Here is a 20587-nt window from a genome sequence, read left to right as displayed (position 1 = left end):
AGCTGATCGCACCAATCGCGATGGAGCAGGGCCTGCGCTTTGCGATCCGCGAAGGCGGCCGCACAGTTGGCGCTGGTGTTGTTTCCAAGATCGTCGAATAATTTTGGCATAGGGTGCGTGCTTGCACGCACCACTTACCAAGGTTTTGAAAGGGCTGCCTTAGGGCGGCCCTTTTTCTATTGCTAAGAACTGATTTCTATAACTGGACGGTAGCGGTGATCTGGAGTTGTTGGTGCCAGGTTAACCATCGGCGCGCATCGCTTGCTCTGATGGTTCATCCAGTGGCACCATCAGTTCAATTTCCAATCCTTCGATTAGGGCATCCTGACACGAGGCCAACTTGCCGAGCAGTGAGCTGAGTTCCATGACAGGCCCATTAGGAAGCGCGATGCGTATAGGCAGGAAAATCGGGATTTCACCGAGTTCCCCCAAATGCTGTTCCATCCCTGCAAAGCGCCCCTCAGACTGCGCCGCCTGCAGTACTTTGGCGATACGCGGACTGTGGGTTGCGGCGCGTTGCAGGCGGTAGAACATCACGCCTGCAGCCTGATCCCAGTTCTGGACCAACCCCTGAAACATTTCGCTCATCATGACTTCTAGCAGGTTTGCAGGCTCATTGCCTTGCGGCATGAAGGCGCCGAAAATCTGGTCAAACACCGCGTTGCTGCGCAACACGTTCCAATCCGGATCCAGCACTAATGCGGGGAAGGGCCAGTTTGCCAACACACGTTTCTCGATCATGTCCAATGCGGCGTGAATCTCGTCAGATTCCATATCGCGCCGCGTATAGGGATTGGCCAACCCCGAGGCCTCGTACAGGTTCACCCGCTGCGCAATATTAAGGTCCATCGCCCTGCAAATCCGCGCAAGGAATGATGAGGTCGGCAGCGAACGCCCGGTTTCCAAAAACGAAAGATGCCGCTGGGTAGAATCCAACGACAGCGCCAGAGAGGCTTGCGACATTCCACGGGCAGCGCGGATGTCTTTCAGGACGTGGCCAAACGAAGTCATTGCTATTCCCTCCAAGGGAATTGTTGCCATTCCCCGACTTTTCTAACTTGCACTGGATAACAAAGGCAAAGGACTTCTCATGCTGACTTGGATTCTACTGGTGTTGATTTTGTATTATGCGGGCCTGTTTTTGCCCTCGTTGTTTTTGCTGCCACGAATTGGGGTAGGGGCCTATCTAGGATCGCGCGACGGCGATCCTGATCCGGCAAAAGTACACGCACGGGCGCAACGGGCGCACCGTAACTTTCAGGAAAACCTGGCACCATTTGCGGTTCTAGCAGTGCTGGCCCTTGTATTGTCTGACGTAAATGTTGAACAGGCCAGCCTAGGGGGCGCAGTGTTCTTTTTTGCCCGTCTGGCTTACTTGCCTGCTTATCTGCTGGCCGTACCCGTTATTCGCTCTGCTGCTTACTCAGTGGGCTTTGTTGGGCTTGTCATGATGGGGCTGGCCCTGACGTGATCTATTAGGGGCGTGGCGCGCTGCTACGCCCCACCGCCGCATCGCTGGCGTCGGTAATACGGTCCAGTGCCACCTCTAGGCTCAGGCGCAACTCCTCGGCCTGTTCTGGCGTCGGTTTGCGCGGTACATTCTCGGTCCATTCTTCACACATCAAGACACCACGCGAGAATGGAACCGGGAACATTTGTTTGTCCCAGGTCGGCAATTTGAAGGTTCGCTTTTGGGCAAAGCTGATTGTGAAAACTCTGCACCCCGAACTGCGCGCCCAGATGATTGGTACGCCAGAAGACACACGCGCAGGCCCACGGGGGCCGTCGGCGGCTATCCCGACCGAACTTCCATTTTTGATACGGCGCAGCACCTCTCGCGAAAGCGCGACATGGCGCTTGCGGCTGGACATCGGGATTGTGTCAAACCCCATCCGCTCTTGCACTTTGCCGGCCAGTCGGCCAGCCCGCGCGGCCGAAGTCAACGTGCATATGCGCCCCTTGGAACTATCGAAAAGATAGGGCGACATCACCAGTCGTTGGTGCCACAGAACCATGATGACCGGTTTGCCTGATTCTACCAGCTCCTCCATCGGGGCGAATCCGCTGCGGGTCCAACGCGAGGTCCGGTAACAGAATTTCACATACCCGGTGATCAACCGTTCGATAGTATTGTTAAACGCGTTGCTGTCCGCAATTTTTCGTCTCAGGCTCAAGCGAATGGTCCTCTTTTGCCTTTCTCTTAGCCTATGCATGAGCATTCGCAAAGATCAGCGCAGAGAACTTAACGAGCCTGTCTCAGAAAAACTGTTTTTCCTCTTGTCAGTCGCCTGCTGCTGGCTTAGGACATGCCGCATTGCAGGGGTATAGCTCAGTTGGTAGAGCGACGGTCTCCAAAACCGTAGGTCCCGGGTTCGAACCCTGGTGCCCCTGCCATTTCCACCACATTCGCAGATCGAAATGTCTCCATGGACAACGGCTAATTGTTCGTTGCTCTAACAGGTAGGGAAACAGCCTGATCGGTGTGGCCGAGTTAAACTATAGTCACAGCACAATAAAACGGATCGACGAAGGGTTGTTGGTGGACGTTAAATTTTGAGAAAAAGGCGAATTATTAGCAGGTTACTTGTTTTACTGTAATTTAATGTAGCGCCTGTAATTTCTGGTTCGGTATGAACAAAGTTGGAAAGTTACAGAATGAAGATTTTAGCAAGCCTAGCCGCCGCATCCCTACTGGTCGCAAATGTTGCGACAGCGGAAGTTTCGCCAGCCAGTATTGATGGCGCCACTACAGTTTCTATCGAAGCAGCAGCCGATCTGTTTGGCAACGGTGTGAAATTTATCGATGTACGCAAGCCAGCAGACGTTGAGCTTGGTCGCATCCCCGGCGCCATCCATTTGGATTCAAAAACAACTCTTTCAGAAGAAACACTGGCTGAGCACATCGCCAAAACCGAACCTGTTGTTTTCTACTGCAACGGTCATTCGTGCATGCGCTCTTCGCAAGCAACCGAAATGGCTGTGTCCTGGGGTTACACCTCTGTCCACTATCTTCGTGATGGTTTCCCTGAGTGGCAAGCCTCTGGTCTGCCCGTCGAGTAATACCGGGCAGCTATTTTAGCGGCCATAGATAGCAAGATAGACGTTAAGACCTATAAAGGCAGATTGACAATGCAAGAGCCAAAATTCTCCGGACTATTCAATAGGATGTCCCTGTTCGTAAAGTGTATGCTGTTAATAGTCGTGAGTACTTTGACTCTGGCAGCACTGTTAACTGTCGCAAACAACAAGATGCAAGAACGCTCGATCGTTCACGGCGTTCAGAACCTCGGCCGCAATATGACGGTCGAGGTCGCATCAACCAGCGGTGGGTCCATCCGCTTTAAAAACACCGGTCCTCTGGCCGACCGCCTAGAGGGGGTACTATCCCGGACACAGGGTCGCGCTACATACGGTGTTGCACTTGATTCTGAGGGTGGAGTGATTGCTGAATCAGGAGCTATATCCAAGGCTGACCGTAGCGCACTCGCAGGCTTGGCTGCTGCCGCGCTGAAGGCCGGTGAAATGCAAAGTGACGCCTCAGGCTTTATCACCGCCGCACCATCGAGAGTGGGTACTTCTGGTGACAACTTTGTCGGATCTGTTGCTTTCGTTTGGACCCCAGAAGTCGACATCGCTTCTTTGGGCCAAGGTAAGCTGATCGCCCTCGGGGTCGCGTCTGTCGCATTCTTGGCACTTGTTGCCCTGTCTGCCTTTGCGCTGCACCGCCTGATGGGCGTTCCTCTGGCCCGTGTTGGCGAATCCATTTCAGGAATTGCCCAAGGAACCTATGATGACGAACCAATCTATCAAACACGCGGTGATGAAATCGGACGTATCGGCCGCCATCTGGAAGAGCTGAAAGAACAGCTGCAAATTGGTAAGGCTGCAGAAGACGCACAGCGTGCTGAACAGGAACAGCAAGAGGCTGTAGTTGCACAGCTGAGCAAAGGCCTACAGAGCTTGTCAGAAGGTGATCTGACACGGACACTGGATAGACCCTTTGCATCGAACTACGAAGAATTGCGTCTGAACTTCAACACCACGGTTCAAAAGATGCTGGAGATCATCGGCACCGTCGTTGAAAACTCTACCCGCATTCAGGCCGGTGCAACAGAGATCAGCCAATCGTCGGATGACTTGTCTCACCGGACAGAAAGCCAAGCTGCAACGCTAGAGCAGACGGCAGCTGCCATGGAAGAGCTGACAGTAAGTGTAAAGTCAGCAGCGGATGGCGCGCGTCAGGCAGAATCGATCGCAATGGATGCCAAAACCACTGCAGAAAACAGTGATACAGTTGTGACGAACGCCGTGAACGCCATGTCGCAGATCGAGGAATCCTCTAGCAAGATTTCGCAGATCATTACTGTTATTGATGACATCTCGTTCCAGACCAACCTTTTGGCTCTAAACGCAGGGGTCGAAGCCGCTCGTGCGGGTGAGGCCGGCCGTGGTTTTGCGGTGGTCGCATCTGAGGTTCGCGCCTTGGCTCAGCGGTCTTCGGACGCGGCGATGGAGATCAAGAGCCTCATCTCGGAAAGTGCCAATCAGGTAAATCAGGGTGTTGATTTGGTTGGACGCGCCGGTCAGGAGCTTAAGAAGATCACTGAGCGTGTTGGCGAAATCTCCGAGCATATTTCAGGTATCGCTGCCGGGGCTGCCGAACAGGCGATCACACTGACTGAAATCAACACCGGTGTGTCTCAGCTTGACCAAGTGACCCAGCAGAACGCTGCAATGGTCGAGGAAGCAACCGCCGCGGGTCAATTGCTGCGCAATGATGCCTCGGCATTGGCCCAACATGTGTCTGTTTTCAACACCGGCCAAGGTAGCTCGAACACAGTGCCTTTCACTCCAGCCGAACCAACAATGCCAACAGCGCATGGTTCAATGGAGGCTGAGCTGGAAGCACAGTTCATCGACGCTCCAAAAGAAGCAAATCGCTGGGATGACTTCTAACTGTCTGCCTGCCCTAGTGAATACTCAGAGCCTGTGTCCAAGGCCCTGAGTGTTGCAGAAGACAGAAACCTAAAAATACTGGTGGCCCGGGTATGTGGCCACCAGTGCAGCCGTCAAAGTAGATAACATTGATCGGCAACCAGAAATGGCGCGGAAACGCACAACGGGTCGAACGGACGTGGTGTACTGCACTTACGGCTTGTTACACTCCGATACCCATGAACTTTTGCAACAACAGCCTACGACCTGAAACAGGCTCGCAATCTGCGACTTGCAAGAAGGTATTCGTCTTTTAGGAATCTTTGGTGGCGGTACAGGGACTTGAACCCCGGACACGCGGATTATGATTCCGCTGCTCTAACCAACTGAGCTATACCGCCACTCTGTGTGCAGGCGATTTAGGAGTTTCACGGGGTGGGGTCAAGAGATAAATCGCTGCAAATGTGTATTCAGGTCTCTTTTTCTGACAGTCCTGAAAACTGGCCGCGTTGGATCGGATCGGGGAGGTTGAAAAACGCTTATTTCAGCTTTTCTGCGGTCTCTCGAATGAACGCATTGCACTGCTCTGGAGCGCAAATCGGCAACATATGGCCCTGATTGGGCAACATCTCGCAGGGCAGCCCAAAACACTCCATCGTGGTGCCGTTCATCTGTGGGCTCAACACCGCGTCTTGTTCGCCAAACAGCACTGCGCCGGGGGTCTTTAACTCCGAAGCATAGCGGGCGGATTGCAGCGCTATATTCCCGCTGGCCAATGTTGCGTCAGCCGAGGCCGTGACAAAGCTTTTGGGCCGCATCCCCAGTACCGCTCCGGCCTGAATGGCAAAATCGTCGGGGCAGGGGGTCGGGGCAAACACCTGCTGCAGGATATCAGTGGCGTTGCGTTGGGCAGCAGGGATAGCAACCGTCTGAGCCATCAGGCGCCGCACAAATGGCGTGTGGACGATTAGGCCCTTGAAGACGCCAACCTCCTCTACCGGGTGGGTCAGCGGCGCCAGCAGGGCAAGGCCTCGAATTTGTTCAGGTGCATCCAGCGCCATAGCTAGGGCGACGGCACCGCCCAGAGAATGCCCACACAGGATCGGTTGTTCGATTTCCAAAATGTCCAGAAAACTCTGAATCATCCTTGCCTGTTCGGGCAGAATAGCCAGTTGATCGTGGTCACGGGTTGAATATCCGCATCCGGGACGATCCAGAATGATCAAACGGAAATCCGGTGCCAACAGGTCAGCCAAGGCGTAGGTGAAATGCTGCAACTGACCTGACAGCCCGTGGATCAGAACCAGTGGTTGGGCATCGGCAGGGCCCATTTCAACGTAGTGGATCACACCGCCCGGAACGGGTTGGAATTTACCGACCGATGGCACCAGCTCCTCTGCCTGCCGCGCCAGGCGGCGGGTTTTCAGATGTGTCACTGAGAGAAAGGCGGTAGTCGCTGCCAACGATGCAACGCCGAGAGTATTCAGGACTGTCATAGATCTGGCTCCACGCCGTATTTTTCTTTTAGGCTTCCACAGGCTCTCTTAGTTCGGCCAGGTTTGGAAGGGGCAACTGGTCCAGTAATGCAAAGACTTTGTCTCGGCAGGCGACACCGGGCCAGGTTGTTGGGTGAAAGTCTATTGGAAGATCAGGATGCCGCAACACAATGCGCCGCCAGCGATGAACAATCAGGGTGCGCAGCGACGCCACTTGCGCTGAGCTTAACCCCGGTGGTGGATCTGAAATACTACTGACTACCTTGAAAAGCGCGGCACAGGACTGCGACAGCTCAGCAGGAAATAGCTGAGCTTTGAGCCAGTCGGGTAGAGAGTAGCTGTCAGCCTCAAGGGCCAGCAAATCATGCGATGTTTTTGGCTTGGGACCGTACCCCAAGGCTGTGGTGCGGTTGACCGAGATATAGCGGGGCAGCATCAGTGCCTCGTCCAGTGCGTCTTGACCAAAACCACCGGCGGCAATCAGCACATGTAATTCTTGTGGCAGAACTGGATCGCGAGCGTAGATCCGTGAGGTGACAGAGGAACATTGGTCGCGGCCGTATTGGGTTAGGTAATGGGTCGACGCCCGACCTGTACGCGCGCTCTCAAGCCAGCCGTCTTTGCGCAACCGATGTAACGCAACCCGGATCGCTTCGGGTTTGATCCCCATTGGCGTGATGATGCGGGTTAGGGCGGCTCCGCTGATCTGGTCATCAGGTCGTTGTGCCATATCGCCGAACAGCGAAATGATGACCGACCAAACACGTTGGTTTTGCGGGTCACTTAGTAGGTCAATACTGGTTTTAAACCATTGGTCCGTGGAATGGGTCATAGGGTTAATGTAGGTCTCCTCGGTAGAGGAGACCAGTCTAATTCCGTGCGGTGGCAAGGTGTTGCTTAACCCTAGGTAGTACGGCCATCCAGATCAGAAGGCGTTCATGGTCAGCAGCTCGTATTCTGCAACCTTCTCGTCGGCCTGATTGGTCAGCGTCACGTGCCAGCGCACCTCGCCATATTCCTCGTTGCGTGGGGTCTTTTTCTTCACCGTCAATCGCACCTTGATGCTGTCTCCGGCTGAAACCGGCTGCATGAATCGCAGGTTGTCCAGCCCGGTGTTGGCCAGAACTGGGCCTTCGTTGGGTTCAACAAACAGGCCGGCAGCGAAAGACAACAGCAGGTAACCATGCGCAACACGACCGGGGAAGAATGGGTTCCGCTTGGCGGCGGCGTCGTCCATGTGGGCATAGAAGGTATCGCCAGTGAAGTTGGCAAAGGTTTCGATGTCTTCCAGCGTCACAGTACGTGAAGGGCTGTAAAGGGTTTCGCCAATTGATAGCTCACCGAACTTGCGGGTGAAGGGGTGCGCGGGGCCTTCGATCTCGGTTCCGCCTGGCACCCATTGCTGACCAATGGCGGACAGGATGTCAGGGCTACCCTGAATGGCGGTGCGTTGCATGTAGTGCATGACGCCGCGCACGCCGCCCAACTCCTCGCCACCGCCGGCACGACCGGGGCCGCCGTGAACCATGTGGGGCAGGGGCGAGCCGTGGCCGGTGCTTTCGCCCATGCTGTCGCGGTTGTTGAAGTACAAACGCCCATGATAGGCACCCGCGCCCATGGCGACCTGACGGGCGACCTCAGCGTCATGTGTAATGACGGATGCCACCAGCGAGCCCTGACCCTTGTTGGCTAGTTCCACCGCGTGATCCACATCGCGATAGCCCATTACGGTGGACACGGGGCCAAAGGCCTCGGTGTCGTGGACGCGTTGGGCATTGTCGGGGTCGGCGCAGTGGAACAGCATTGGTGGGACAAAGGCACCTTTGTCGGCGTCAGCGCCGTCCACGGTGAAGCTGTCGGGATCGCCGTAAACGCGTGTGGCCTCAGTCCCGATAATGGCGGCCTTTTCCAGCACGTCGTGTTTCTGGCCCATGCTGACCAGCGCGCCCATGCGGGTGGTTTCAAGCCGTGGGTCACCGATGGTGGTCTTGGCCAGACGGGCCGACAGGGCCTCGATAACGGCCTCAACTTGGCCGTTTGGCGCGATGATGCGACGCACAGCGGTACATTTTTGGCCTGCCTTGGTGGTCATCTCGCGGCTGACCTCTTTGACGAACAGGTCAAATTCAGGTGTGCCGGGTATGGCATCGGGGCCAAGGATCGAGGCGTTTAGGCTATCCTGTTCGGCCACGAACCGGACCGAGTTTTCCAGGATCACCGGGTTGGAGCGTAGTTTCAGCGCGGTATTGGCTGATCCGGTAAAGCTGACCACATCCATCATGCCCAAATGATCCAGCATGTCGCCCAGACCGCCAGACACAAGTTGCAGTGCACCGGCAGGCAGGATGCCACTGTCGAGCATCAGACGCACGGCAAGTTCAGTCACATAGCAGCTATTAGTCGCTGGTTTCACAATGGCGGGTACACCGGCCAGCAGGGTAGGCGCCAGTTTTTCCAACATCCCCCAGACCGGGAAGTTGAAGGCGTTGATGTGCACCGCGACGCCCTGCAACGGGGTGCAGATGTGCTGCCCCAAAAAGGTGCCATTGCGGCTGAGCTGTTCGACGTCGCCGTCCAGATAGACCTGCGCGTCGGGCATTTCGCGGCGACCCTTAGAGGCAAAGACAAACATGGTGCCGATGCCGCCATCCACGTCGATCATGTGGTCGCTTTGGGTGGCTCCGGTATCAAACGAGGCTTCGTATAGCGCCTGCTTGTGCTGGTTTAGATGTCCGGCCAGCGCCTTGAGCATGCGGGCGCGGTCGTGGAACGTCATCGCGCGCAGGGAGGGGCCACCAACATTGCGGCCATAGTCCAGCATCGCCTGCACATCCAGCGCGTCGTTGCCTGCGGTGGCGATGACCTCACCGGTGATGGCGCTGGCGATATTGCGGGCACCCGCACCCGGAGCAATCCACTGACCACTGGCAAAACTGGAAACCTGTTGAATGCTCATAACGCGCTCCGTTCATGATAGGCTGAAATTGGTTGTGGAATTTATTGACCAACCGGTCGGTTTATGCAAGAAATTTGTTCAAGCGCCTTTTGGGGCTGCAATTTCAGGGGGAAGAATGATGAGCGATACAATTCTGACAGTGGATCACGGCAACTGGATCGAGATCACCCTGAATCGCCCAGACCGGCTGAATTCTTTTAACGACGAAATGCACTATGCGCTGCGCTCGGTCATTCAAGGCGCGCGCGACACGGGAACCCGCGCCATCGTACTGACAGGTGCTGGTCGCGGGTTTTGTGCGGGGCAGGATCTGGGAGACCGGGACCCGTCCAAGATGGAAGGCCCGCCTGATTTGGGCAACACGGTGCGCACATTCTACGCGCCGCTGGTGCGGCTGATTCGGTCGTTGAATTTCCCAGTGATCTGCGCAGTAAACGGTGTGGCGGCGGGGGCCGGGGCCAACCTGTCGCTGGCCTGTGACATCGTCATGGCAGGACACAGCGCCAAGTTCATCCAGTCCTTTGCCAAGGTCGGCCTGATCCCCGATACCGGCGGCAGCTGGCATTTGCCGCATTTGGTGGGCGAAGCGCGCGCCAAGGGGTTGGCGATGACCGGCGAACCGCTATCGGCAGAAAAGGCGGCAGACTGGGGACTGATCTGGAAGGCCCTGCCAGATGAGGATCTGATGGATGAAGCGCGTGCTCTGGCAGAAAAGCTGGCCAATGGCCCGACATTGGGTTTGGGGATGACAAAACAGTGCATCCAGGCCTCGGCCATCAACACCTTGGATGACCATCTCGAGGTCGAAGCGGTCGCTATGAAGACATGCGGCGAAAGCGCGGACTACGCCGAGGGCGTATCGGCCTTTCTGGAAAAACGCGCCGCGGTGTTTCAGGGGAAATGACGATGACGCCAAAACAACGGGCTGAAAAAGCCGCCGCCGCCATGTGGGCCGATGACCATGCCTCAAAATGGGCGGGGATGGAGATCACTCACAAGGACGAGGGGGAGAGCGTCATTGAGCTAACGGTGGAACAGCACCATTGTAATGGCCATGGCATTTGCCATGGCGGCGTGACATTCATGCTAGCCGACAGCGCCTTTGCCTTTGCCTGCAACAGCCGCAATCAGTCAACCGTCGCGCAGCACAACATGATCAGCTTTACCGCACCGGGTCGCTTGGGCGACAGGCTGACCGCCATCGCGCGTGAGGTCTCGCTGACCGGGCGCAGCGGCATCTATGACGTGACAGTGACCAACCAACAGGGCCAACAGATCGCCGAGTTCCGGGGCATGTCCCGCGCGATCAAGGGCCAGTTATTTGACGAATGAGATGAGGACGACGCCATGAAAGATTTGACCCCAAACAAGGCTGACCTGGACCCGATTGAAATCGCCTCAGTCGATGAAATCCGCGCCCTGCAGCTAGAGCGTCTGAAGACCTCGCTGCGCCATGCCTATGACAATGTGGCGATGTACAAACAGCGGTTTGACGAGGCTGGCGTGCATCCGGATGATCTGAAATCGCTGGCGGATCTGGCCAAGTTCCCGTTCACCTACAAAAACGACCTGCGCGACAATTACCCCTTTGGCCTGTTTGCTGTTCCACAGGATCAGATTATTCGTTTGCATGCCTCGTCCGGCACCACGGGTAAGGCGACCGTTGTGGGCTATACCCAGAATGATATTGATAACTGGGCGGATCTGGTGGCGCGCTCTTTGCGGGCCTCGGGCCTGCGCAAAGGGGACATGGTGCATAACGCCTATGGCTATGGCTTGTTCACCGGCGGGCTGGGTGCGCATTACGGCATCGAACGCCTGGGCGCGACAGTGGTGCCGATGGGCGGCGGCCAGACCGAGAAGCAGGTGGGCCTGATCACAGATTTCAAACCCGACGGGATCATGGTGACGCCGTCCTACATGCTCAACATTCTAGAGCAGTTCCACAAACAGGGGCTAGACCCGCGCGAAAGCTCGCTGTCGGTTGGCATATTCGGAGCTGAACCCTGGACCAATGCCATGCGGTTAGAGGTCGAGGCTGCGTTTGATATGCACGCGGTCGACATCTATGGGCTGTCTGAAATCATGGGGCCGGGTGTGGCCAACGAATGTGTCGAGACCAAGGATGGTCTGCACATCTGGGAGGATCATTTCTACCCCGAGATCATCGACCCTAATACTGGAGAGGTCGTTGAGGATGGCGAGATGGGCGAGCTGGTTTTCACCACACTCACCAAAGAAGGCCTGCCGATGGTGCGGTATCGCACCCGAGACCTGACTCGTTTATTGCCGGGTACCGCGCGGACCATGCGGCGGATGGAGAAAATCACTGGCCGGTCGGATGACATGATCATCCTGCGCGGCGTCAACGTGTTCCCAACCCAGATCGAAGAACAGGTTATGGCCACAGGTGGTCTGGCCCCGTATTTCCAGATCGAGCTGTACAAATCCGGCCGCATGGATGCGATGCGGGTCTTTGTAGAGGCCGCACCCGGTGCGGCGGACGAGCTATCCAAGACGGCCGCGTCGCGCATGCTGAACAAGCACATCAAGGATATGGTCGGGGTTTCGACGGAAATCATCGTCGGCGACCCGGGGTCGGTTGCGCGGTCACAGGGAAAGGCTGTACGGGTCATCGACAACCGCGACAAAGGATAAGGGAATGGCCCGAACGATTGCCAAAGACCACGACCAGAAACGCAGTCAGATCCTGAAGTCGGCGGCCAAGGTGTTCGCCGATCAGGGTTTTGACCGCGCCTCGATGACCCAATTGGCGCGGGAGTGCGGGATTTCAAAGGCGAATATCTATCACTACTACGATAGTAAGGACGCCATCCTGTTCGATATTCTCGACTGTTACTTGCGCGACCTGCGCGACCGTGTTTGCAGTATTGATGTTCAGGGGTTAGAGCCGGATCAGCAGGTGCACCAAATCGTGGCTGGGATCTTGCTGGCCTATCAGGGGGCCGATCACGAGCATAAGGTCCAGATCAGCTCTATGACCGCCTTGCCCAATGAACAGCAGGCCTTGCTGAGGGGATACCAGCGCGAGCTGGTTCAGTTTCTCAGCGATGCGCTAAGCCGCGCCGCGCCACAGGTGTTTGTAGATGACGCAGCCAAATTACGTTCAGCGACCATGTCGGTGTTTGGTATGCTGAATTGGTACTACATGTGGAACTCGGGCGCAGGATCGCAGGCGCGTGAAGAATATGCCAAAACCGTTGCCAACCTGACCCTGCAGGGCGTTGGCGGGCTCTGACCGATCAATAAACGCCCGCAGTGCGCCGCAGGTGCACTGCCATGCCCAACGGCGAAGGTGGTCTGAGTAAGACCAGCTAAGTGGGCGGGCGCCCCTGACTTTTACCGCTCCAAAGGAAAAGGCCACCCTTGGGAAAAGGGTGGCCTTTAAAACTTCTACAGCCGAAGCCGCAGTACTGCCTTACAGCAGTTCCAGCGAACCAGCAGATTCTTTGCCGTCACGGCCAGTTTCCAGCTCGTAGGAAACTTTCTGGTTGTCGTTCAAGCCGTTCAGACCCGAACGCTCAACAGCAGAAATGTGTACAAATACGTCTTTTCCGCCATTTTCAGGCTCGATAAAGCCGTAGCCTTTAGTTGCGTTGAACCATTTTACGGTGCCGTTGGCCATCCGATTTTCTCCAGTATATCGCCCAAGCAACGTGCAAGGACTTGTTTTAACTCAGTTATTACACTGCGGCTGGCGGAACCATACCCACAATGTCATATGTCTTGCGCAGAATCGGCGCAGTGATCTCTCTCGCCCGTTCTGCACCACGAGCAAGGATGCGGTCAATCTCTGTCTGATCATCCATCAATCTTGCCATTTCGCCCGCAATAGGCGCCAGCTTGGACACGGCCAGATCGGCTAGCATGGGTTTGAACTCGCCAAACTGCTTGCCACCAACATCTGCCAGTACTTCTTCGACGCTTTGGTCGTTCAATGCGGCGTAGATATTGATCAGGTTTCGCGCCTCGGGACGCTCTTCCAGGCCCTTGGCCTCGCTTGGCAGTGCATCCGGGTCGGTTTTCGCCTTGCGGATCTTCTTTGCCAATGTGTCAGCATCGTCGGTCATGTTGATACGGCTGGCATCTGACGCATCTGACTTTGACATTTTCTTTGAGCCGTCGCGCAGGCTCATCACCCGTGTAGCGGCACCTTCGATCACCGGTTCGGTCATCGGGAAGAAATCAACGCCATAGTCATGGTTGAACTTGGCCGCGATGTCTCGGGTCAGCTCCAGGTGCTGTTTCTGGTCGTCACCCACGGGCACGTGGGTTGCGTGGTAGATCAGAATATCAGCGGCCATCAACGCAGGGTAGGCAAACAGCCCTAGCGACGCGTTCTGGGCGTTCTTACCGGCCTTATCCTTGAACTGGGTCATGCGCTGCATCCAGCCCATGCGGGCGACGCAGTTGAAGACCCATGCCAGTTGGGCATGCTCGGGCACTTGGCTCTGGTTGATCAGGATTGACTGCTCAGGGTCGATGCCACTGGCGATGAATCCGGCACACAGTTCGCGGGTGGATTTCATCAGATCTTGAGGGTTTTGCCAGACAGTGATCGCATGCATGTCCACCATGCAATAAACGGTCTCAAAATCTGAGCCCTGCATATCGACAAAGCGCTTGATAGCGCCCAAGTAGTTGCCCAGGTGCAGGTTGCCGGACGGCTGAATGCCCGAAAATACACGCGGGGTAAAACTGGTTTCGCTCATCTGGCGAGAACTCCCGTCTGGAAATACGATCCCCGGTGGCTTACCCATGGGATCACCCATCGTCAACAGGCGCCAAGGCCTGAGAGGGTCAAACACAGCCGTTAGTGGCTAAGGAGTTAACAATATGAGCAGCAATCCCAACCCAGCCCCAGTTAATCCACTGCCACCGGCCGTGGTCGCGCTGGTACTGATCATCATGGGGATCGAGGCCGCCTTTTCGCTGGGAACCCGCGGTATCATCGGTGGCCCCGGTGCGGTTGGCTGGCGGTTAGAGGCGCTGCAGGTCTATGGATTCTCCTCCGAGATATTCTGGTGGATGTGGGAGACTGGTCATTGGCCAATGGAACACCTGATCCGGTTCGTCTCATATGCTTTTGTGCACGGTGCCTTTACGCAGGCATTGTTTGTCTGCGTGTTTGTGCTGGCCATGGGCAAAATGGTGGGCGAGGTCATGGGGGATGTGGCCATGGTGGTGATTTTCCTGCTGTCAGGTATCGGCGGTGCGGTTGGCTATGCGGTGTTGGTGAGCTCTCAGTTCCCACTTTTTGGCGGATTTCCCGCCGTTTACGGTCTGATCGGTGCCTTTACCTTTATCCTGTGGCGGTCGCTGGGGATGGTTGGGGCACAGCAAAGCCGGGCCTTTACGCTGATCGCATTTTTGATGGGCATACAGTTGCTATTTGGCCTGATCATGGGCGGGCAGAAAGACTGGGTGGCGGACCTAGCTGGATTTGCCACCGGATTTGGCCTGTCGTTCTTTCTGGCTCCCGGCGGTTGGGCGCGGATGCGCGGCAAGATTCATCGGGATTAAACACTGGGGTCTCCCGCCCCCTGTGGGCTCATCAAAGATGAACCAAAAGGCGATGGGCATGGCGCCGCGCTGATGCGCGGCGCGGTCGCCAAAGGAGGCCCAATTCAGTATCGCGGTGGCTTTAACTGCGGTTTCCCCGTCGCAGGGCACGCTTGAACTCACCCAGTTTGAAGGCCCCCAGTACCTGACCTGCGCCAAAGTAGCTGACGGCCCCCAAGACAATCAGGCCAAGCAGGGCCAGATAACGCCAGCTGGGCAGGTTGAAAGCCCAAGCAAACTGGGTGGTGACAGCAAATAAAACCGCACCCATCACAGCCGACGCCGCGATGATACGCCAAATGCGATGGTGAAAGCGGGCGTCAAACCGGGCAACTTCGCCCATACCACGTGCGCCGAACATCAACATGGCCACCATGACCCAGCCTGCAGCCGTAGCCGCGATGGCGGGGGCGATCCAGCCAACAAAAGGTTTCAGACCAAAGGCCAGCCCTGCATTCACCACCATTGCAACCAACGCATAGTGGAACGGCGAGCGGGTGTCCTCGCGTGCGAAGTACAAAGGCTGCAACAGCTTGTGCAGCACAAACGAGGGCAGGCCAACGCCATAGACAGCCACCGCCATCGCAATGGCTGCCACATCCTCGGGGCCGGTGGCTCCGCGTTCATACAGCACCGAAATCAGCGGCACTGGCATCACCAGAAACGCCACGGTTGAAGGGATGGTCAGCATCAACGAGAACTCACCTGCGCGGGACAGAGCATCCCTTGCACCGGTCTCATCCCCGGCGCGCAACCGCCGTGACAGATCCGGTAGCAGCACAATGCCCACAGCAATGCCAACAACGCCTAGCGGCAGCTGATACAGCCGGTCTGCGACGAACAACCAACTCACAGCGTTTTCTATATCCGAGGCTACTAACTGGCCGACCACCAGATTGATCTGGGTGACGCCCATTGCCAACGCAGCGGGAACGGCAACACGTACCAAGTTTCGCATCTCAGGTGTCAGTCGTGGACGTCCGGGGCGCAGGCGAATGCCGGCTTTTTCCGTGGCGCGCCAAACCAAAGCCAACTGTGCCACGCCCGCCACTGGAATAGTCCAGATAAGCCAGGTGATTACCTCGCCGCCCACAACGGCACCCGCCACCATCGCGGTACAGGCAAAAATATTCAGCAAAACTGGCGCGGCTGCAGCAGCAGCAAAGCGCCCAGTGGCATTCAACACGCCCGAAAACAACGCCGCCAGCGACATGAACAGGATATAGGGGAACACGATGTAGCCAAAACCAACGGTCATGTCGAACCGCGCATCCCCAGCAAAGCCATTGGCAGTGGCCCAGACCAACCCCGGCATGAACACCATGCCCAGACCCACCAGCACCAAAACCGCCATTAACAGCAGGTTGAACGCCGCCTGTGCAAACCCTTGCGCGTCCTCGCCGACCTCTAGCTTTTTGGCGAACATCGGCACAAAGGCGGCGTTAAACGCGCCCTCGGCAAAGAATCGACGGAACATATTGGGCAGGCGAAACGCTGCAACGAACGCATCCATCACCGGGCCGGGGCCAACATAGGCCGTCAGCAAGATCTCACGGGCAAAGCCCAGCACCCGGCTGGCAAGCGTCCAGAACCCGACGGTCAGAAACCCGGATAGTAGTTTTATGGGTTTCATGATTGAGCCCGTTTTGCACCTTCGGTGATTGCCTCACGCAGCTTCTTCTCAAGAAATTTCTGCTTTGACTCTGCGTAGTATTTCAGCCCGAACATGTCTTTCACGTAGAATGTATCCACTACCTGTTCGCCATAGGTCGCGATCACCGCATTGGCGATATAAACGTTCGAGGTGGATAGCGTGCGGGCAAGGTCAAACAGCAGCCCAGGTCGATCGCGGGTGTCGACTTCGATGATGGTGTAGATTTCTGAACCATCGTTATCAAAGGTGATATGGGTCGGCACTTTAAACGCCCGTTCGCGTTTCTTGATTTTGTCTCGCGAACTCAGCGCATCCCGCGCCACGACCTCACCATTCAGCGTTTTGCGGATCATCTGGCTTAGGCGCGGCAGGCGTGCGGCCTCAAATGGGCTGCCGTCGGCGTCCTGTATCCAAAAGGCATCGGTGACATAGCCGTCTTTGGTGGTGTACGAGCGCGCATCAACAACATTGGCGCCAACCAGTGCTAACGCCCCGGCTACGCGTGAGAATATTCCGGGGTGGTCAGGCATAACAAAGCAAGCGCGCGTTGCGTCCCGGTCTTCGTCGGGGAACAGACGGATTACAATCCCGGTTGGATCGTCGCTTTCCTCTAGCTCGCGCAGCATTTCCGCAAAATCGACATGGGCCGTCAAGTGCAGCCCCTGCCAATAGGGAGAGTAATGACGAGCAGCCTCTTTCTTGAGCAGGGCTTTGGGCCAATCCGGCAGTGCCTCGCGCAGGTTCTTCTTGGCTCCGGCGCCGCGGTGCTCGCGGTTCAGTGCCTCCATACCGTTTTCCAGCGCTTCGCGGGTCTGTTTGTACAGCGCGCGCAGCAGGGCCGCTTTCCAGTTGTTCCAGGTATCGGGACCAACACCGCGAATGTCACAAACCGTTAGCACAGTCAGCAGGTCCAGCCGTTTCACCGTTTTCACGGCCTTGGCAAAGGCCCGCACTGTCCGTGGGTCGGCAATGTCTCGTTTTTGCGCCATGTCCGACATCAGCAGGTGATACCGCACCAACCATTCCACGGTTTCGCTGTCGGTTTTGCTAAGGCCCAGTCGCGGGGCCACTTTGCGGGCGATCTGTGCGCCTAGGATCGAATGGTCAACCGGCTGTCCCTTGCCGATGTCATGCAGCAGCATCGCCACCATCAGTACCTTGCGGTTCAACCCCTTGCGCATAATTCTAGAGCTAAGGGGTAATTCATCTTCCAGCTCTTCGCGCTCAATTGCAGCAAAGTTTGAGATCACCTGAATGGTGTGCTCGTCCACTGTGTACGAGTGATACATGTTGAACTGCATCATCGCCACGATAGGCGCAAACTCTGGCAAAAAGGCCGACAGGACCCCCAGTTCGTTCATCCGTCGCAGCGCCCGCTCCGGGTTACCGTGTTTTAGCAGCAGATCCAGAAAAATACGCCGGGCTTCGGGCGTGTTGCGGAAATTGTCGTCGATCAGGTCAAGATTTGCAGTCACCAAACGCATCGCATCAGGGTGAATGAGCATACCTGTCCGCAGGGCTTCCTCGAATAGTCGCAACAGGTTTAGCGTGTCGGTCAGGAATTCGTCTGGGTCAGCAATATCAAGCCGGTTATTGACCACCTTGTAGCCCGCTTTGGTACGGGGTCGACGCCGGAACAGACGCTCAAGCAGCGGCGCACCTTTCTGGTGGGTGGCCTCCAGTTTGGTCAGGAAGATGCGCGTCAGGTCTCCCACCGTAGTGGCCTGGCGAAAGTAATCTTGCATGAAGATTTCCACCGCTCTGCGCCCGGCGTTATCTTGGTAGCCCATCCTGTCGGCAACCTCGACCTGCATATCGAACGACAGCACTTCGGTTGGCCGCCCGGTCAAAAGATGCAGATGGGACCGGACCGCCCAAAGAAAGTTCTCGGCCTTGGCAAACAGATCGAATTCCTCGGGTTCGAACAGGCCCAGTGGCACCAGCTCGGCCGTATCCTGCACCTGATACAGATACTTGGCGATCCAGTACATCGACTGCAAATCGCGCAATCCGCCTTTGCCTTCTTTGACGTTCGGTTCAACCATATACCGCTGGCCTTGCTTGATATGGCGCGCCTCACGCTCACTCAGCTTGGCCTCAATGAATTCATGGGCAGTGCCCTGAAACAGATCAGCTTTTAGTCGCTCATCCATTTCATCGCCCAGCAATTCGTCCCCGGCCAGAAACCTGTGCTCCAGCATGGCAGTGCGAATGGTGAAATCTTCGCGCCCCAAACGCAAACAGTCCTGAATTGTGCGACTGGCGTGACCGACCTTCAGCTTAAGATCCCACAGGATATAAAGCATCGATTCAATGACACTCTCGGCCCAGGCCGTAATTTTGTAGGGTGTCAGGAACAACAGATCGACATCCGATGACGGGGCCATCTCACCCCGACCATAGCCGCCAACAGCTAGTACGGCGATCCGCTCACTCCGGGTTGGGCTACCCAACGGGTGCATCAGCTCGCTAGCCGCATATAGCGCCGAGGTGACAAGCCCGTCAGTAAGATACGTGTATGATCGTGTCGCTGGCCGAGAGTCGAAAGGCGACTTGGCAAAGCCCTCGGCAATCACTTTTCGCCCAGCCTTGTTGGCGTCCCGCAGCAGCGCGACGACCTCGCTCCGAAGCGATGCGTTTTCCCGGTCTGTTGCTAGTTCGGCAATCCGCTCTCGAATCTTCGTTGTATCGAAGATCAAAAGTGGATCGCAGACCAATGGCCCAGAGGCCTGAGGATGGCGGGTTACGGCATCAGCCGCCGAATCACGATCCTGCGCCGGAGAAGCTGCTTGGGGCTGGTTCAATGACAACCACCTTCTGTTCTTGGATTGTCGCAACCGCGAGGCCACGTTCATTTGTGCCATCTGGGCGCAGACGGAAGATACCACTAACCCCTTGGAAACCGGCGCCTTGCGTCAGGGCGGCTCCGGTCAGGGCATCTGATTTACCAGCACCGACCAGCGCACCAATGGCCGCGATACCATCATAGGCCAGGCCACCGACAGAGTGCGGTGCGCTGCCATAGGTAGCGCTGTAGCGATCACGGAACTGTGCAGCCTTTGCTGGATCGGGTAGGGCAAACCAGCCGCCCTGAACACCGGGCAAGGCCAGCGTTTGCGCAGGAATATCCCAGCGGGTCAGTCCCATGTACTGAGTGGTCGCCGGGTCAAGCCCTGCTTCGGGGAGCAGTTGCGTCAAAAGAGGCAAAGCCCCAGCCGTGGTCGCTGTCATAAACACCGAGGTGGCCCCGTTGCTCGCCGCTGTATCCCGAATTGTCGGAATCGAGTTGATCACATCCTGTTGCGATAGCTCATAACTGACACTGCCGACAACATTGGCAGAGGTCGCGGCTGCGGCGCTTTGGATGGCGTTTCGGCCTGCCTGCCCGCTGGCATCATTGCCGCTGACCACCAGCATGTTGCCCTTGCCCTGACGTGCCGCATAGCTGGCAAGCCTCCGGGCTGTGTTGTCATAGGTTGCACCAAGGATGTAAACGTTACCACCTGCAATGGCAGAGTTGTTAGAAAACGCCAGAACATTCACGTTGCGTTTGGCCGCAGCCACACCCGCAGCATTTGCTGCCTCGGCATACAGTGGACCCAGAATAATTCGGGCGCCGTCACTTACCGCCTGTGTCGCTGCCGTCGCTGCGGTCTGCGCATCGGCGGCAGTGTTGTACACTTTCAGATCAATCTGAATGCCCTGCAGGTCGGCAATGGCCATGCGGGCTGCGTTTTCCAGGCTTTGGGCCAGGACCTCGTCTCCGGGCTGGCCAGAGCCACGCGGCACCAGCAATGCCACAGGGACCGGTTTAGATGTGTTGATAGTTGGCCCGCCACCAGTGCTAATGGGGTCGCAGGCGGCAAGAGCAATAGAAGAAACAGCGATAATAGCCGCGAGTGCGACCTTGCGGGTAGGCTTGAAAAAAGCAAACATAATAGACTTAAAACTCCCTGGTCCGGC

At 56.6% G+C, this 20587-nt stretch carries 19 protein-coding genes and 2 tRNA genes; 10 read left to right on the top strand and 11 right to left on the bottom strand.

Going from position 1 to position 20587, the window contains the following annotated elements; all coding sequences use genetic code 11:
* Window positions 1-101: EF-Tu C-terminal domain-related protein (locus tag DL239_RS09645; RefSeq protein WP_167683792.1), on the top strand; the 101-nt coding region annotated here is incomplete at its 5' end.
* A 139-nt stretch (window positions 102-240) separates the two neighbouring features.
* On the opposite strand, the gene DL239_RS09640 is transcribed toward DL239_RS09645, so the two are convergent.
* Window positions 241-1041, bottom strand: a complete 801-nt coding sequence (locus tag DL239_RS09640; protein WP_206188409.1) for a helix-turn-helix domain-containing protein — start codon at window positions 1039-1041, stop codon at window positions 241-243.
* Window positions 1042-1090: 49 nt separating this feature from the next.
* On the opposite strand from DL239_RS09640, the gene DL239_RS09635 reads away from it, so the two are divergent.
* Entirely contained in the window at window positions 1091-1471 is a 381-nt protein-coding gene (locus DL239_RS09635; RefSeq protein WP_167683790.1) for an MAPEG family protein, read from the top strand.
* Between the two features lie 4 nt (window positions 1472-1475).
* On the opposite strand, the gene DL239_RS09630 is transcribed toward DL239_RS09635, so the two are convergent.
* Window positions 1476-2174 (bottom strand): lysophospholipid acyltransferase family protein, encoded by a 699-nt coding sequence (locus DL239_RS09630; RefSeq protein ID WP_167683789.1) that lies wholly within the window; start codon window positions 2172-2174, stop codon window positions 1476-1478.
* 144 nt (window positions 2175-2318) lie between these two features.
* Here DL239_RS09630 and DL239_RS09625 point away from each other — a divergent pair.
* From DL239_RS09625 to DL239_RS09615, 3 genes are all read left to right on the top strand, one after another.
* A tRNA-Trp gene (locus tag DL239_RS09625) sits at window positions 2319-2394 on the top strand.
* Window positions 2395-2655: 261 nt separating this feature from the next.
* The gene (locus tag DL239_RS09620) at window positions 2656-3060 is read left to right on the top strand and encodes a rhodanese-like domain-containing protein (RefSeq protein ID WP_167683788.1); all 405 of its coding nucleotides are present in this window, start codon (window positions 2656-2658) and stop codon (window positions 3058-3060) included.
* Window positions 3061-3165: 105 nt separating this feature from the next.
* The gene (locus DL239_RS09615; protein ID WP_439650862.1) at window positions 3166-4956 is read left to right on the top strand and encodes a methyl-accepting chemotaxis protein; all 1791 of its coding nucleotides are present in this window, start codon (window positions 3166-3168) and stop codon (window positions 4954-4956) included.
* 303 nt (window positions 4957-5259) lie between these two features.
* Here the strand turns inward: DL239_RS09615 and DL239_RS09610 are convergent.
* The 4 genes from DL239_RS09610 to paaZ all read right to left on the bottom strand — a co-directional run bounded on the left by DL239_RS09610 (window position 5260) and on the right by paaZ (window position 9387).
* Window positions 5260-5336 (bottom strand) — tRNA-Met (locus DL239_RS09610).
* Between the two features lie 138 nt (window positions 5337-5474).
* The gene (locus DL239_RS09605; protein WP_167683786.1) at window positions 5475-6431 is read right to left on the bottom strand and encodes an alpha/beta fold hydrolase; all 957 of its coding nucleotides are present in this window, start codon (window positions 6429-6431) and stop codon (window positions 5475-5477) included.
* 28 nt (window positions 6432-6459) lie between these two features.
* Window positions 6460-7263 carry a PaaX family transcriptional regulator C-terminal domain-containing protein gene (locus DL239_RS09600; RefSeq protein WP_167683785.1) on the bottom strand — a complete coding sequence of 268 codons (804 nt, stop codon included), beginning with the start codon at window positions 7261-7263 and terminating at the stop codon, window positions 6460-6462.
* A gap of 93 nt (window positions 7264-7356) precedes the next feature.
* Window positions 7357-9387, bottom strand: coding sequence for a phenylacetic acid degradation bifunctional protein PaaZ (paaZ, locus tag DL239_RS09595; protein WP_167683784.1), 2031 nt, complete (start codon window positions 9385-9387; stop codon window positions 7357-7359).
* A gap of 118 nt (window positions 9388-9505) precedes the next feature.
* Here paaZ and paaG point away from each other — a divergent pair, with 118 nt between their 5' ends.
* From paaG to DL239_RS09575, 4 genes are read left to right on the top strand one after another with little or no spacing between them, the layout of a single operon-like run.
* Window positions 9506-10291: a 2-(1,2-epoxy-1,2-dihydrophenyl)acetyl-CoA isomerase PaaG gene (paaG, locus tag DL239_RS09590; protein WP_167683783.1), complete on the top strand. Its 786-nt coding sequence runs from the start codon at window positions 9506-9508 to the stop codon at window positions 10289-10291.
* Window positions 10292-10293: 2 nt separating this feature from the next.
* Window positions 10294-10719: a hydroxyphenylacetyl-CoA thioesterase PaaI gene (gene paaI / locus DL239_RS09585; protein ID WP_167683803.1), complete on the top strand. Its 426-nt coding sequence runs from the start codon at window positions 10294-10296 to the stop codon at window positions 10717-10719.
* Window positions 10720-10734: 15 nt separating this feature from the next.
* The gene (gene paaK / locus DL239_RS09580; RefSeq protein WP_167683782.1) at window positions 10735-12045 is read left to right on the top strand and encodes a phenylacetate--CoA ligase PaaK; all 1311 of its coding nucleotides are present in this window, start codon (window positions 10735-10737) and stop codon (window positions 12043-12045) included.
* 4 nt (window positions 12046-12049) lie between these two features.
* On the top strand, window positions 12050-12646 hold the full coding sequence (locus tag DL239_RS09575) for a TetR/AcrR family transcriptional regulator (protein ID WP_167683781.1): 597 nt from the start codon (window positions 12050-12052) through the stop codon (window positions 12644-12646).
* Window positions 12647-12826: 180 nt separating this feature from the next.
* Here DL239_RS09575 and DL239_RS09570 read toward each other — a convergent pair whose 3' ends face one another.
* Both DL239_RS09570 and trpS read right to left on the bottom strand, forming a co-directional pair.
* Window positions 12827-13033 carry a cold-shock protein gene (locus tag DL239_RS09570; protein WP_167683780.1) on the bottom strand — a complete coding sequence of 69 codons (207 nt, stop codon included), beginning with the start codon at window positions 13031-13033 and terminating at the stop codon, window positions 12827-12829.
* Window positions 13034-13091: 58 nt separating this feature from the next.
* Entirely contained in the window at window positions 13092-14120 is a 1029-nt protein-coding gene (gene trpS / locus DL239_RS09565; protein WP_167683802.1) for a tryptophan--tRNA ligase, read from the bottom strand.
* Window positions 14121-14244: 124 nt separating this feature from the next.
* Here trpS and DL239_RS09560 point away from each other — a divergent pair, with 124 nt between their 5' ends.
* Window positions 14245-14931, top strand: coding sequence for a rhomboid family intramembrane serine protease (locus tag DL239_RS09560; RefSeq protein ID WP_167683779.1), 687 nt, complete (start codon window positions 14245-14247; stop codon window positions 14929-14931).
* A gap of 121 nt (window positions 14932-15052) precedes the next feature.
* On the opposite strand, the gene murJ is transcribed toward DL239_RS09560, so the two are convergent.
* The 3 genes from murJ to DL239_RS09545 are packed head-to-tail and all read right to left on the bottom strand — an operon-like array spanning window position 15053 to window position 20560.
* Window positions 15053-16603, bottom strand: a complete 1551-nt coding sequence (murJ, locus tag DL239_RS09555) for a murein biosynthesis integral membrane protein MurJ (protein ID WP_167683778.1) — start codon at window positions 16601-16603, stop codon at window positions 15053-15055.
* A complete protein-coding gene (locus tag DL239_RS09550) occupies window positions 16600-19428 on the bottom strand; it encodes a [protein-PII] uridylyltransferase (protein ID WP_439650861.1) in 2829 nt (942 codons plus the stop codon). The genes murJ and DL239_RS09550 overlap by 4 nt, the downstream gene beginning before the upstream one ends.
* Window positions 19388-20560: a penicillin-binding protein activator gene (locus tag DL239_RS09545; protein ID WP_167683777.1), complete on the bottom strand. Its 1173-nt coding sequence runs from the start codon at window positions 20558-20560 to the stop codon at window positions 19388-19390. Before DL239_RS09545 ends, DL239_RS09550 begins: the two co-directional genes overlap by 41 nt.
* Window positions 20561-20587: the final 27 nt, after the last annotated feature.

This window comes from Parasedimentitalea denitrificans (assembly GCF_011813015.1).
GTDB classification, from domain to species: domain Bacteria; phylum Pseudomonadota; class Alphaproteobacteria; order Rhodobacterales; family Rhodobacteraceae; genus Parasedimentitalea; species Parasedimentitalea denitrificans.
Note: the sequence above shows the minus strand (reverse complement) of the source record. Positions and strands in the feature narration are given on the sequence as shown.

Bases quoted from the DNA above. Each gene is read 5' to 3' on its own strand.
- DL239_RS09640 (WP_206188409.1), bottom strand. From the start codon at position 1,041: ATGGCAACAATTCCCTTGGAGGGAATAGCAATGACTTCGTTTGGCCAC.
- DL239_RS09635 (WP_167683790.1), top strand. From the start codon at position 1,091: ATGCTGACTTGGATTCTACTGGTGTTGATTTTGTATTATGCGGGCCTG.
- DL239_RS09620 (WP_167683788.1), top strand. From the start codon at position 2,656: ATGAAGATTTTAGCAAGCCTAGCCGCCGCATCCCTACTGGTCGCAAAT.
- DL239_RS09615 (WP_439650862.1), top strand. From the start codon at position 3,166: ATGTCCCTGTTCGTAAAGTGTATGCTGTTAATAGTCGTGAGTACTTTG.
- DL239_RS09605 (WP_167683786.1), bottom strand. From the start codon at position 6,431: ATGACAGTCCTGAATACTCTCGGCGTTGCATCGTTGGCAGCGACTACC.
- DL239_RS09600 (WP_167683785.1), bottom strand. From the start codon at position 7,263: ATGACCCATTCCACGGACCAATGGTTTAAAACCAGTATTGACCTACTA.
- paaZ (WP_167683784.1), bottom strand. From the start codon at position 9,387: ATGAGCATTCAACAGGTTTCCAGTTTTGCCAGTGGTCAGTGGATTGCT.
- paaG (WP_167683783.1), top strand. From the start codon at position 9,506: ATGAGCGATACAATTCTGACAGTGGATCACGGCAACTGGATCGAGATC.
- paaI (WP_167683803.1), top strand. From the start codon at position 10,294: ATGACGCCAAAACAACGGGCTGAAAAAGCCGCCGCCGCCATGTGGGCC.
- paaK (WP_167683782.1), top strand. From the start codon at position 10,735: ATGAAAGATTTGACCCCAAACAAGGCTGACCTGGACCCGATTGAAATC.
- DL239_RS09575 (WP_167683781.1), top strand. From the start codon at position 12,050: ATGGCCCGAACGATTGCCAAAGACCACGACCAGAAACGCAGTCAGATC.
- DL239_RS09570 (WP_167683780.1), bottom strand. From the start codon at position 13,033: ATGGCCAACGGCACCGTAAAATGGTTCAACGCAACTAAAGGCTACGGC.
- trpS (WP_167683802.1), bottom strand. From the start codon at position 14,120: ATGAGCGAAACCAGTTTTACCCCGCGTGTATTTTCGGGCATTCAGCCG.
- DL239_RS09560 (WP_167683779.1), top strand. From the start codon at position 14,245: ATGAGCAGCAATCCCAACCCAGCCCCAGTTAATCCACTGCCACCGGCC.
- murJ (WP_167683778.1), bottom strand. From the start codon at position 16,603: ATGAAACCCATAAAACTACTATCCGGGTTTCTGACCGTCGGGTTCTGG.
- DL239_RS09545 (WP_167683777.1), bottom strand. From the start codon at position 20,560: ATGTTTGCTTTTTTCAAGCCTACCCGCAAGGTCGCACTCGCGGCTATT.